This is a genomic window from bacterium (genome assembly GCA_021372515.1).
Taxonomy (GTDB): domain Bacteria; phylum Gemmatimonadota; class Glassbacteria; order GWA2-58-10; family GWA2-58-10; genus JAJFUG01.
In genome coordinates, this window is the sequence record JAJFUG010000049.1 from 1 (window position 1) to 12926 (window position 12926).

Annotated in this window: 10 protein-coding genes; all 10 read right to left on the reverse strand. The window is 64.4% G+C overall.

What is annotated here, in order from left to right; genetic code table 11:
* Positions 1-1481, reverse strand: a 1481-nt coding sequence (locus tag LLH00_04750) for a glycoside hydrolase family 127 protein (protein ID MCE5270574.1), incomplete at its 3' end; no start/stop codon positions are given.
* Between the two features lie 27 nt (positions 1482-1508).
* Positions 1509-3254 carry a DUF5060 domain-containing protein gene (locus LLH00_04755; protein MCE5270575.1) on the reverse strand — a complete coding sequence of 582 codons (1746 nt, stop codon included), beginning with the start codon at positions 3252-3254 and terminating at the stop codon, positions 1509-1511.
* Positions 3255-3301: 47 nt separating this feature from the next.
* Positions 3302-4018 carry a DUF1003 domain-containing protein gene (locus LLH00_04760; protein ID MCE5270576.1) on the reverse strand — a complete coding sequence of 239 codons (717 nt, stop codon included), beginning with the start codon at positions 4016-4018 and terminating at the stop codon, positions 3302-3304.
* Positions 4019-4033: 15 nt separating this feature from the next.
* A complete protein-coding gene (locus LLH00_04765; protein MCE5270577.1) occupies positions 4034-5917 on the reverse strand; it encodes a hypothetical protein in 1884 nt (627 codons plus the stop codon).
* Between the two features lie 171 nt (positions 5918-6088).
* The gene (locus tag LLH00_04770) at positions 6089-7846 is read right to left on the reverse strand and encodes a hypothetical protein (protein ID MCE5270578.1); all 1758 of its coding nucleotides are present in this window, start codon (positions 7844-7846) and stop codon (positions 6089-6091) included.
* Positions 7843-9048 (reverse strand): hypothetical protein, encoded by a 1206-nt coding sequence (locus tag LLH00_04775; protein MCE5270579.1) that lies wholly within the window; start codon positions 9046-9048, stop codon positions 7843-7845. The genes LLH00_04770 and LLH00_04775 overlap by 4 nt, the downstream gene beginning before the upstream one ends.
* Before the next feature lie 22 nt (positions 9049-9070).
* Positions 9071-9490: a CBS domain-containing protein gene (locus LLH00_04780; protein ID MCE5270580.1), complete on the reverse strand. Its 420-nt coding sequence runs from the start codon at positions 9488-9490 to the stop codon at positions 9071-9073.
* A 402-nt stretch (positions 9491-9892) separates the two neighbouring features.
* On the reverse strand, positions 9893-11008 hold the full coding sequence (locus LLH00_04785; GenBank protein ID MCE5270581.1) for a hypothetical protein: 1116 nt from the start codon (positions 11006-11008) through the stop codon (positions 9893-9895).
* Between the two features lie 30 nt (positions 11009-11038).
* Positions 11039-11596: a hypothetical protein gene (locus LLH00_04790; GenBank protein ID MCE5270582.1), complete on the reverse strand. Its 558-nt coding sequence runs from the start codon at positions 11594-11596 to the stop codon at positions 11039-11041.
* A 231-nt stretch (positions 11597-11827) separates the two neighbouring features.
* Positions 11828-12926 (reverse strand): alanine racemase (alr, locus tag LLH00_04795; protein MCE5270583.1); only part of this gene is annotated, 1099 nt, incomplete at its 5' end.

Genomic DNA, 12926 nt, shown 5'->3' on the forward strand with positions numbered 1-12926 from the left:
GCCCGCCCCGGTTCGATAGATGTCCGCGCGCTCCAGGACGGCACCCGGAGCCGCAGGCTGAACCGCTCGGCCCGGGCCGGGTTGACCCGCACCGTGACCGTGGAATCGAACGGGTAGGCGGTCTCGGTCACTATCTCCACCCGGTTGCCAGAGGGAAGGCGCACCACGGTGCGTCCGGCGCAGTAGAGGTTCAGCACCGGCCCGCTGTCCGAGGCCATCACAGCCACGAGCGGCACGGCCAGCAGAGCCCGCGCGCCGTTGGCGTTGCAGCAGTGGAGCGTCATGCCGCACTGGTTCTCGCCCGGGTTACGCACTCCCTCCAGGGGGCTGTACTTGGCGAAATCGGCGCCATCCGGGGTCATCGCCCCGAGCAGGGCGTTGTAGAGGGTCCGCTCGACCGCCTCCGCGTAGCGCGGATCGCCGGTCAGGGCGAGCAGGCGGGTCGAAAAGCGCAGCCAGGTCACGCTGACACAGGTCTCCATCGAGCTCAGGGCCGTGCGGGCCTGATGCCTCCCGCCGCCGTACCAGCACTCCCGGCTGGAACCGCCGCCGGCCACATTGATCTCGGTGTCGCGGATGCTCTGCCAGGCGGCCTCGGCGGCCCGCAGATATTCCGCCTGCCCGGTGACTTTATACAGCTCGACCAGGCCCTCGTAGCAGGACATCATCTCGTAGGCTTTCATCCCGTTTTCCCAGCCCCACCACTTCTCCGGGTGCGGGAAACGCCGGGCCACCGGCACGCCGTCCAGAGCCTGCGCGATAAGCCGGGGGCCGTCCGGGCTCTCGATCCGCTCCACGATATACCGGGCGAAATCGAGATAACGTTTGTCGCCAGTGGCGCGGTAGAGCCAGACTATGGGCTCCAGGACCGAGCAGCTGGCCATGCCGCGGTAGTTGCCGGTATGCACTATGTCCGCCTTGCCCGGCCCGACCTGGCTCAGCAGAAAATCGGCCTCGCGGCGGGCGGCGTTAAGGGCCAGAGTGTCACCGCGGGACTCGTAGTCGGCGAGAAGGCCGAGCAGGCAGTACTTGCGGCCCCAGATGTCCCACTGCTCAAGCTGGGCGGACGGGCTGTAATTGCCGATGTAGCCGTCCGCGCTCTGCGTGGCGACCAGGCCGCGCACCGCGTCCCGCATGCGCGCGGCCACCTCCGGCCCGGGCGCGTAGCGCTCGGCCAGGGCCAGGGAGGTGAACCACTTGCCCCAGAATTCGCTCTGCCACCAGCGGGTCTCCTCGCGCCTGCGGAACGGCTCGATCAGGCTTTCGGCGTCCTGGGCCAGCACGCGGTTACGGATACAGAGGTCGATTTTCCCGCCCAGGTAGCCACCCAGGCTGACCTCCCCCGGCGCAGGCGGGCGCAGGGCCTCGCTCACCGCGGGTTTCACGGTCACGACCGAGGGTGCGCCCGCCGGGAGCGCGCTCCAGAGAAGCACAACCAGAAGGACAGCCAGGCCTGCCTCGCGGCGCGGAAGATTCCTCATCGCTCTTTTCCTCCTTGGAAAGTTGCCTCAGGGCAGCGGAGTGAGCAGGAACGCGAAATCATCCCCCAGCTGGTTGGCCCGCACGTTGGTGGTGAGAAGCTCCGGCGCGGTGACAGTGAGCTTGCCGCCCGCCACAGTCACAGTCTCCTCGCCCACGAACCGTCCGCGCCAGGTGTGGTAGATTTTGAGCGTGTACTTTCCGTCCGGCACTCCCTCCACCGTGACTTTCTCCCCGGCGATCCCGGTCTGGAGCGGGTTCACCGCCCAGCCGAACACCGTGGCGCCGTTACGCATGGCCCAGGCCGAGATACCCTTGCCCGCGCGGCAGACCAGCGGGGCGGGCGATCCGCCGGTCAGGTCGAGCCCGGCGGTGAACCGGGAAAACGCCGCGAGCTGGCCGTTGATCAGGTTGTCGCAGATGAAATCGTTGTAATCCCACCAGAACGGCGTGCAACAGAGGCCGTTGGTCAGGCCGGCCCAGAGGGCGTTGTGGTACATGGCCAGGTAGCCGGGCTGCGAGGGCTCGTAATAGGTGTGGGCCCAGCCGCACTCGCCCAGGATCACCGGCTTGCCGAACTCGCTCCACAGACGGCTGGTCTGGCCGGAGTAGTTGAGCAGGCTCGCCCGCAACGGGTGCTCCTCTTTGCCATCGATCCGCGCGCCTTTAGGCATCGGCCAGCGCTGGGCCTCGTAGACCTCGCGCGAGGCTATGTCGAAAAGCTTGTAGCCCGCGGCCCAGTAGCGCGGGTACGCGCCGCACTGGGTGCCGCAGGTGGGGCGCTGCCAGGGGTCGTGCTCTTTCAGCCAGCCCTTGACCTTACCGCACCAGGCCAGGGCGGCCAGGCTGTCGCCTTCCTGCCAGCCCTCGGTCCCGTCGATCTCATCCACCACGAACCAGAGGAACAGGCTGCGGCTGTATCCCCAGCGGGCCATGGTGTAGCGCAGCATGCGCTCGGTGTAGCGCCAGGAATCCGGGCTGGAGAAGAAATCCCTGGCCGCGCAGACCTCGCGGTAGGGGTTGGCGTTCCAGCGGGAATTGCCGCCGCCCCAGACCGTCTCGGAATAGTAGCTGTGGAAAAAGAGGTTCCAACTGATATGTATGTCGCGGGCCTCGCACCACTCGAATACCTGGTCCAGCCTCGCGCAGCGGGACTGCTCGTAGCGGCCCACCCCCGTGCCCACGGTTTCCAGGGGCGTGGGGAAGAAACTGATGAAATTGCAGCCCCGGCGCTTCAGCTCATCCAGCCCCTCCGGGGTGATCTGGCCGCCGCTGCCCTCGGCGAAGCCGTCGTTGTACCAGAGGCCCACCCCGTAGAACGGGCTGCCGTCCCGAGCCCGCAGGTAGCGGCCATTGGGGGCGATCTCGATCCAGCCGTGGGAGGCGGAGGGCACGGCCTGGAAAGCGCCCTCCCCGCCCGTCACCTCGCCCTCGCGGTCTTTCAGGTGCAGCACGTAGCGCCAGGCGCCGGGCTCATCGGGCGCGAAACGCACCATCCAGAGGTTTTCCCATTCAGTCGGATTGTAGAACCCGTCCACTTTCCAGACCTTGCCCGAGGGGGCGGTAAACTCGGCGGACAGGAGCACCTCCTCCGGGTCGTAGGGATTGGCGAAACGGGCCTCCGCCATGACAGTCAGCTCGAACTTGCAGTACAGGCCCACCGTGTCGGCGGCGGCGCGCACGTGACTGAGCGCGGGGGCGGCGGCTGCCGTCCGCCCGAGACAAATGCAAAGCAGCGCGGCAAGGCTCAGGAGGGTCCAGCGGCGAGAAGTCATCTTTCACTCCGGTTTAATTGGGCTGAATGTGGATGCAAAAAGCCGTCTCAGGGCCGCCCTTTGCGTTTCAGGATCTCCTCCTCCATCAACTGGAGCTGGATACGCTGAATCTCGAGCAGGCGCGCCCACTGGTGCATCATCAGGTGGTCCAGCTTCTCGTGAAGGTGACGGATCTCCAGCTCGGCCTTGAGGTTCACCCGGTAGTCGTTCTCCGAGCGAAGGCGGTCGCGGGCCTCCTGACGGTTCTGGCTCATCATGATGATCGGCGCCTGGATCGCGGCCAGGCAGGAAAGGATCAGGTTGAGCAGGATAAAGGGGTAGGGATCGAAGGGCTTCCAAAGAAGCACTAACGCGTTGATCCCGATCCAGAGCAGCATGAACGAGAAAAAGGCGATGATGAACCACCAGCTCCCGCCGAACTCGGCTATTTTATCCGACAGGCGGTCACCAAGCGAAAGCTTGCCCTCGTACAGCTCGTTGACGTCCTCGGACAAGATATCATGCAGCTCGAGGCTATCCAGGACCTCCTGCTCCACCACCGACAGCTCCCCCTTGTCCTCCTCCAGGGCGTCCTCGATGTACTGCCCCCGGTAACGGGCCAGGTCGGGACGGCAGATGAAAGCCTCGCGGGTCAGCTCGGGGTGCTCTTTCTGGATGGTCTCGAACACCGGCTGGCGCACCACCTCCAGCAGGAGGACATCATCGGGCTTGAATTTCTTGCCGCACACCGCGCAAGGTATGGTCTTATTCCTGTTGTTGGCCATCGGGGACCGCCTGTCTCAGAGGTTCGGCCGGGTGAAGATGCGGTCGTAGTCCAGCCAGTGGGCGCGCATGATCCTGAGTTTCAGGTGCAACTGTTTCACGAGGTCCGGGCCGAACTCCCAGGTGTTCTCCCTGGACGGGTCGGCAGTCTGACGGATAAGCGGGAAACCGGCCCGTTCCAGAATATCAGCAATCTGCGCCGTGTTGTCCATCTCCTGGCGCGCCACCTGCAGGATATCCCGGCGGAACAGGTCGCTGTCCAGAGAGAAACGCTGGTTGAGCTCCGGCCGCAGCCCTTTCTCGCGGGCGTAGTCGATTTTCTCCTGATAAGCCGGGGCATCGATTGCGCCCTGGCAGAGCAGGCTGTAAAGGGCCAGGCGGGTGTCCAGGCGGGACAGGCTGTCGCGCAGGGCGCCTTGCGGCAGATTCGAGAGCACCTCTTGCAGGCCGCCGCGCGCCCGGTCGATCCGCTGCATGGCGCGGGACAGGTACTGGTAGACAATATAGGCCGCCCCCTGTCCGGCCACGAAACGGGTGGCCTGGAGGTCGGCCAGGTCCTCGGCGTTCTCCAGGGCGCGGGCCTGAAACAGGTACGGACGGTAATAGGTGTACTCGGAGTCGGCCAGTTCGGTGGGAAACGGCACGAACGGACGGTTCAGCCAGCGCTGGCTCGTAGTCCCGAGCAGGAATATGTGCCCGCCCATGTTGAGTGGGGCGTGGCTTTCCACCGACTCGCCGATATCGTCCCACACCCCGGCCAGGGCCGCGGCGTTCTGCGCTCCGGCCTCGGCCGCGGCGAACCGCTCCAGGAACTCATCCCGGCCGCGCACGCCCTGGGGCCGCTCCTGGAAAAACTGACGGAAGAGCCGTAAATAGGTGTCCCCGCAACCGTCCTCGATGTCCACCAGCAGCACCGGGGCTCGGCGCGCCACCGCAGCCTGCAACTCCTCGACAAAACGGCGGTGCTGCGGGATGCCGATTATCGGATAGAGGTAGGAGAAATAGAACGTGTATCCGGCCTGGGCCGACCAGAGAGCGCCATCCGCGGTGTGGTTTTCGAGGACCATCGCATTACCCAGCGAGGACACCGCCTCGGCGGACTCGGTGGCCCGCACCCCGGCCCAGCCCGTGCCCTGCACGCTGATTGTCACCCCGGAGGCGCCGCCCTCGGCCGCCCCCTCCTGAAGGGCTTTCATGAACCCGGCGACACGCTGGCCGGTGGGGACAGAGGCGTAGAGCGTGTTCCCGTGGGGGCCGTCGTACAGCCCACCGTGCCAGTCGAAACCGCAGCCGGAATCGTTGGTCAGCAGGCGGAAGATGTCGATCTCAGGACAGGCGCGGATCAGCCCGGCCATGGCCTCGCGGTAGAGCGCGCGCACCTCGGGGTTGTCGACCGCCGGGGCGAACTGCGCCGCCCGGCTGCGGGCGCTGTGGTCCACCCGGGGGCCGCGCCAGAGCGGGTGCGCATCGAACACGCTCTCGGGCAGCATCATCGGCTCGCCGGCTACGAACGCCCCCTTGAGGCCCAGGCCCCGCAGCACCCGGCAGCGCTGTCCGAGCACGGCCAGATACGCCGCGGCCGGGGCCTCGGGCAGGTGGCCTTTCAGCCCGGAGGGGATCACGGCCTTGAACAGGGAGGGATTGATGAACACCCACTGCGGGTAGGGGTCGTTGCGGTCGGGGAACTGCCACCAGCTTTTCTCGGGCAGTTCGGAGACATCCACGTGCGTGGCCCCGGCCGCTTTGGCCCGGCGGGCCAGGGCCTCGAACTCGGCCAGGCTGGAGGAGTGGAAGTTGAATACTATCTTCTCGATACCGCTTCCGGCCGGGCTTTCAGCCGCCGCGGAACGACCGTACGCTGCCAGCAGACAGAAAAGCAGCACCCACCGGACAGAGCGCACCCGCGCCTCCTCGACTGGGGGACGATTCAAAAGGGATAATCGGGAAGGGACAGAAATCCCGGCAGGAAAGTTAGCCCCAGGGCCGCAAACCGGCAAGCAGAAAGAATTCCCCCCTCGCCAGTTCCGTTGCGAAGAACGGACCGTCTCAAGGTCGCAGGCGATGCACCTCGATCAGTTGCCGTTGCTGAACAGCAGACGGCCTTTCATGCTGCGCCGCACCTCGGGCTTTTCCTCGCCCAGCAGGATACGCAGGAACGTGGGGGCCACGTCCTTGAGCGTCCCGTCCTGCCGCAGCTCCATCCTGGGCGGGCCCACGATGAAAAGCGGCACCTTGTTCGAGGTGTGGAACGTGTTCGGCTCGCCGTCCTCGGTGATCATCTGCTCGATGTTGCCGTGGTCGGCCGTGATCAGGGCGAACCCGCCTTTGTCGCGTATCGCGGTCACGATGCGCTCCAAGGCTTTGTCCACCGCCATCATGGCCTGGATGCCCGCGCTGACATCCCCGGTGTGGCCGACCATATCAGGGTTGCACAGGTTGACCAGGATCACGGTCTTCCCGTCCCCGGCCGCGATGACCTCCAGGAGCTTCTCGGTCAGCGCCTCGATCTCGATTTTAGGATAACGGGCGTAGGGCTCGAAACGGTAGCCCGCCTCGCCCTTGAACTGGTCGTAGCCCTTGATGTACTCGCGCACGTCATCCGGCAGCGGCACGGTGACCCGCTCCTCGCCGGGCAGCGGCGCGCCCACCTTGTTGCCCGACAGCAGCAGCACGGCCTTGGCCTTGTCCACCCCGCTCATGCGCCACTGGTGGTAGCCATAGCCCGAGAGCACCTTGCCCAGGCTGATGTCCTGGACCGGCTCGCGGAACGCCACCGGGCAGGTCATGCCTCGGTAGTACTCCACCAGACCGGCGATGTACAGGGTGTCGTAGTAGAGCTGCGGACGGTGTTTCCAGCGCTCGAAACGCGCAAGGTCCTTGTAGGTCTCATCCCCGGAGGTGCGCAGGCGCTCGGTCAGGTCGGTCACCGGCTCGACTAACATGCGCATCAGGAACTCGCCGCGATCCTTGCGGAAATTCCAGTGGATCAGCACATCGTGGTTGTCCACTCCTTGATAATCGCCGATCACGCTTGGTGTTACATACTGGTCGGTGAGGCCCTTGTCGTAGTTCTTTTTCAGGGCCTCCTCCGGGTCGGCCACGCGCGGGCCGATCCCCTCGATAATGGCCCGGAACGTGTTCTCGGTCTTGTACCAGGTCTCGGCGCTGCGGTTCATGGTGATGTCGCGCCCGCCGATCGTGGCCACCTGGAAATCCACGGGCTTGTCGCCGATTATCTCGCGCGCCTGGGTGCGCAGGTCCTCCAGGAACCGCGGGGCGCTGTAGGGCGGTGTGCCGCGGCCGTCCGAGAAATAGTGGATGCGGATTTTCCTGCCGCCTCGCTGCACGATCCGCCGCAGGATGGCGTAGAGGTGCAGGATGTGGCTGTGCTCCTGGTTATTGGAGACCAGACCCAGAAGGTGCACTGCGCTGTCGTGCGCCACGGCGTAGTCGATGGCCTCGTCGATCACCGGGTTGTCCATCGCCCCGTCGTGGATGGCGCTGCTGATCTGGAACATCGGGTGGATGTAGTCCACGCCGCTCAGGACCTCGTGGCCCACGGCAGTGGAGCCCTTGGCCCCCTCGGGCATGCCCACCGGCGGTCCCACGGCGATCAGCTCGGTGTAGCTGGTGACTGTGGCCAGCTCGCCCCGGCTGGCGCCGTCCGCTCCCACGCAGAGGCCCTGCCGCAGGCAGTCCAGGAACGGAGTTCTGGCCAGGGCCACACAGTTGTAGGCTTCCTCTTCGCGCACCCCGCAGCCGTCCATGATAATGAGCGCGGCCGGGCCGTTGAAACGCGGTATCTTTCCGTTGCCGCCGTTTGCACTCATAGGCTCGTCGCCTCCTCCCCGGATTCGTAGGACGAAAGGTCCAGCTCCACCAGCTCGCCCATCCGGCGGGTGAGGTACTGGACGATCTTGTGTGCCGACTCGTCGAAATCGATATTCTCGACTATGAAGACGCCTTTCTGCCGGGCTTTTTCGACCAACGCGGTCTGGATGCTGCGGATGGACTCGAAATTGTCCAGGTATTTCTTGCAGGAGCGCTCCGCCGCCTTGCGGCCGCGCTCGATGAAACGGTTGCGGTGCATGGCCTCGTCGCTGGTGGAGATCATCAACTCAATCTCGAAGGCACGGTCCTCGGCCGCGGGCTGGATACCCTCCGGGATCAGGTGCACGCCCTCGATGATCATCGAGAGGTTCTCCTTGACCGCGCGGCGGCGGATGGCGTTGACCCCCACGGCCACGCGCTGGGCCTGCTCCTGGAACGCCAGCAGCACCCGGTCCTCGTGGGTCTCGAAAGGACGGCGCCAGCTCTTCCAGACCGAATAGGAGGACTCGTACAGCGAGGGCAGCAGCTCGGTGGAGAACATGCCGCGCATGATCTCGCGGATCGTATCGGTGCCGATCACACGGGTGATCCCCAGGCGGTGGGCCACCTCCACGGCCAGCGAGGACTTGCCAGTGCCGGTGGCCCCGCTGAACAGCAGCACCAGCGGTTTTTTGGGCGATTTGAGGTTGCGCCAGAGGATGTACTGATTGGCGTACTGGGGGCCGAAATCGTTCAGCAGGGTGCGGTAGGTGAAGCGCCGCAGGTCATCGCGCGGGATCAGACCCACGCCGCAGTCGCTCATCTCCACGGCGATCTTCTCGGCCACCCGGTGGGCGATCTCGGGGTCGAGCCCAGCGGCCAGAAGGGACTGGGCCTGGATGCCGCGCGAGAACGGCTCGTTCTTGCCCGGGTCGCCCACGAAAATGGACTGCGACTCGGGTTTCCATTTCTCGTAGTTGGCGGACACCACCGGGCCGAAACGCTCGCAGATGACAGCCGCGGCCAGGGGACGCAACTGGTCGGAGGCAATCTCCTGCACCCCGCGGACGAGAAGCATCTCCTGCAGCTCGCGCGCCACGGTGTAGGCGTCCTCGGAGCCGATCCCGGCCCGCATCAGCGAGCGCGCCATCAGGCCACGCGAATACGGGAAACGGGTCTGCTTCGAGACCACGATGAAATTGTCCCGCTCGAACTCAAACATCCGCGCCCCGTTCGGCTCTCAGTTACAGTTGACCCAGCCCCGAGACCAGACGGCAGGCGTCCTGGCTGCTGATTATCCCCACCGGCTTGCCCTCGCGCACCACGGGGATACGGTGGATCTTGCGCTCGACCATCTGGCTGAACACCGAGCGTACGTCATCCTCCTCCGAGGCGGTCAGCACCTCGCGGGTCATGATCCCCTCGACCCAGTTGAAACGGCCCTTGTGCTCCTGCTGCTCGTCCAGGCTGAGCTGCACGCGCAGAAGGTGGTCGATGGCGCTGATAACGTCCTTGCCCGAGACGATGCCGATCAGGCAGCCCGTCTCATCCACCACCGGAGCGCCGGTGATCCGGTGCTCCTCCATCAGCTTGATCAGCTTGCGGATGGACATGTCCTTGGTCACCGAGACCACGTTGCGGCTCATCAGGTCTTTGACTTTCATGCTTGCCCCCGGGAAGGAGGGGACACGCCCCAAGCGCGCGCCCCCGGTTCAGCTCCGGTCCGTCAGGGAATAATTTGTCTATCGGTCAAGAAAGCGCGGCCGGCGGCGGCCCCGCCTCCCGGCATACAGAAACTCTTGGAAGGATTGGGCTTGCGATTCATTCTATCCCGGCCCGGATACTTTGTCAAGCCGTGGCGGTGCGGAAGGCGGGGACATGCCTGGGCGGATTGTGATAACAGCTTGAATTGCAATGAATAACATCGGCCGGCCCGAGGGCCGCAAGAAGTAGGGGCGGGTTTTAAACCCGCCCCTACAGAAAATTCTGAAAGTTAATCCGACCGAATCGAAGCATTTCCCAGCCGTTTTCGTACCATTCTGGCGATTCGGAGCGGCCTGAGCCTTCTACCTTTCACCCTCGCGCCAGTTGTGGCGCTCATCGCTGCTCAGGTTGCGGAACCGCCGGTACTCAAGGGCGAACTCGTCCCCGTCGAACCCGTCCCCGGGCTCCAGCTCGCTCAACGTCACCGGGCGGCCGAGAGTACGGCTTTTCTGCGCCGCGATCAGCACCCGGCAGGCCTCCAGGGTCTCATCCACTGGACGGTCCTCGCGGCGGTCCACGATGCTGCGCGCCATGCCAGCCATTATCCGCGGGTAGATCAGACCCTCGTTCACCGTGGGCTCCACGTTCTCCACCGCCGTATCGGTGAGGAGCACTGCCTGGGTGTTGCTCAGCGCCCAGCCCAGGACCAGCATCACCGGCGGGCGGTTGTCGTAGTGGACGTGGATCAGGTGCTGCTTGCGGTAGAAATCGAGGTAATTCACCGTGAGCGCGCCCGGCCCCAGCACCTCGGACATGGTCTCCACTCCATGAATTCCGTAGTACATCAGGTCGAGCATGTCGTTGCGGCTGTGGGAGTTGATCTTGCCGTAGACAGTCAGGGCCACCTTGTCCTCCAGGTGGCTCATTTTTTCTTTAAGCGCCAGGAACGCCTCGTTGTAGCGGTAGGTGCTGCCGCCGAACACGGGCGTAAGATACTTGGTGCGCAGCTCCAGCAACCGCCGGGCATCCGCCTCGCAGCCCACCACCGGCTTGTCGATGAACACCGGCACCCCGGCGCGGATGAACGGCTCGGCGTCCGACACGTGATTGTCCCAGTCCACGCCCAGGACCATGGCCACATCCACCAGGGGGACCATCTCTTCCAATGTTTTACAGACATGCTTTACCCCGTTGTCTGCGGCGTACGCGGCCGTGCGCTCGGGGCCGTAGACCAGCCCGCGGTCGAAAACCGCCGCGATCTGGATATCGGTTCTCTCCTTGAGCGCCGCGCTGATCGAATCCGGGTGCGAGGTGTCGAGCTGGACCAGGCCCAGGCGCAGGGGGCGGCCCGAGGGGTGGGCGGCCGAGAAGCTTTCCGGCTGCGAACCGGCCTCCACCGCTCCGGCGCTCAGCGGGCTTATAAACGGCGCGGCCGCGGCCAGGGCCAGGTTGCGCCGCACGAACTGTCGTCTCTGCATCGAGGTTCTCCAGTCATGATTAAAAATGGCTTAACTATTTCCATCATTTTTTCGTTCCTTTTCCTTCAGCCCAGTCTCATCTTCCAGGTTTGGTAAAGCTACTCCTTGTACTATAATTCTGCCTGTTTCCCAAATAGTTTCATTGCACTCTTTAATCTTTTTACGTTTTTCGGGATCATCCGGCCCTACGTTTAATTCAGGGTATAACTCCGCGGCACCTATGCATTTTTTGAAAGCTATACGAGATTGTGCATCAAGATAAAGACAATTTTGTCTCCACCAGGCATTGGCATTTTTTACAACTTTATATACTTTCTCCTTATCTCGATACGATTCAATGATCTCCATCCACTTAATATAAGCTTGCTGGTGCACAGCAAGGCGTCGATCTAAAGCAGCCATAGCCAATTGCTGTCTATAACTCCGGTTAGCAAGAAGGAAGGAAGTAGCAGATGAAACCCCGGCACCTATCAGCACACCAAGAAATCCAACCACAGCATCGGAATCCACCTGTTTCATGATTAGAAAAACAACCGTGGCTGATATAAGAATACCCAATACCCAATATACTCTCTCTCTCTTACACATTGGGTCTTCTCCTTTCGTAGGGTCGAGGCATGCCTCGACCGAAAAGGCTTTTCGGGCACGGCAAGCCGTGCCCCTACGACAATCCCGGTCACCATGGAATGAAAAACCCGTATTGAAGGCTCATCCAGGTGTGCCCGTGAAAACAACAATCCCGACCGGTTATATGCCGCACGATCAAACCAGAGTTTTTCAACTCCCAATATATTGAGATAAGATTAAAAGAAACAGCGCTCAAATCGCAGTGCGGTAGATTCGGCAGACCCGCGGACCGATGCGGGTGATGAACTCGTAGGCCGAGATGCCGGCCGCGGCGGCCAGCTCCTCCGGGCTGATATACTCCGCCCCGTCGCTCTCCCGCGCTCCGGAGGCGCCGCCCAGCAGCACCAGCTCATCCCCCGGCTGCGGGAGATTTTCCAGGTCGGTCAGGTCCACGCAGATACAATCCATGCTGACCGCCCCGACCACCGGTGCGCTGCGTCCGCCCACCAGCACGCGGGCGCGGTTGGCGAGGCTCCCCGGGTAACCGTCCCCGTAGCCGGCCAGCACGGTGGCGATCCGGCTGGGCCGCCGGGTGATGAACATCCCGCCGTAGCCCACCCGCCGCCCCGTGGGCACCTCGCGCACCTGGGCCACCCGGGCGCTCCAGGCGAGCACGCGGCGAAGGTCGAGGCTATCGGCGATCCCCGGATAGGGCCGCAGGCCGTAGAGCACCGCCCCGGGGCGGACAAAACTGAACGCCGCGCCCGGATAGCGCGCCAGCCCGGCCGAGTTGGCCGCGTGGACCTGGGGCGGCAGAAGGCTTCCCAGCGAGTGGGACAGATGCTCGAACAACTCGATCTGCGCCCGGTTGACCGAATCGGCCAGGGGCTCGTTGGCATGGGACAGATGGGTCATCAGGCCGACAAATTCGAGATCGGGATGCCCTTGCCAGCGCTCCAGCAGGGAGCGGACTTCCTCCACCGGCACACCGTAGCGCCCGAGCCCGGTGTCCACCTTGAGGTGCGCCCTCGCCCGGACTCTCTGGGCGCGTGCAGCGCCAGCCAGGGCCCCGACCTGGGCCGGAAGGTATACCACGGCCTCGCAGCCTGCGGCGACCAGCGCCCCCGCCTCGGCGCAGTCGAAATTGAGCACCAGAATGTCAGCCTCGATCCCTGCCGCGCGCAACTCGAACGCCTCGCGCGGGCAGGTCACGGCCAGGCGCGTCGCCCCGGCTGCCAGGCAGGCGCGGGCCACCGGAGCCGCCCCCGCCCCGTAGCCGTCGCACTTGACCATGGCGGTGAGGCCTACTCTCTCCCCGGCCGCGCGCGCCACCGCGCGCAGGTTATGGGCC

Bases quoted from the DNA above. Each gene is read 5' to 3' on its own strand.
- LLH00_04790 (MCE5270582.1), bottom strand. From the start codon at position 11,596: ATGTGTAAGAGAGAGAGAGTATATTGGGTATTGGGTATTCTTATATCA.
- LLH00_04760 (MCE5270576.1), bottom strand. From the start codon at position 4,018: ATGGCCAACAACAGGAATAAGACCATACCTTGCGCGGTGTGCGGCAAG.
- LLH00_04780 (MCE5270580.1), bottom strand. From the start codon at position 9,490: ATGAAAGTCAAAGACCTGATGAGCCGCAACGTGGTCTCGGTGACCAAG.
- LLH00_04775 (MCE5270579.1), bottom strand. From the start codon at position 9,048: ATGTTTGAGTTCGAGCGGGACAATTTCATCGTGGTCTCGAAGCAGACC.
- LLH00_04770 (MCE5270578.1), bottom strand. From the start codon at position 7,846: ATGAGTGCAAACGGCGGCAACGGAAAGATACCGCGTTTCAACGGCCCG.
- LLH00_04755 (MCE5270575.1), bottom strand. From the start codon at position 3,254: ATGACTTCTCGCCGCTGGACCCTCCTGAGCCTTGCCGCGCTGCTTTGC.
- LLH00_04785 (MCE5270581.1), bottom strand. From the start codon at position 11,008: ATGCAGAGACGACAGTTCGTGCGGCGCAACCTGGCCCTGGCCGCGGCC.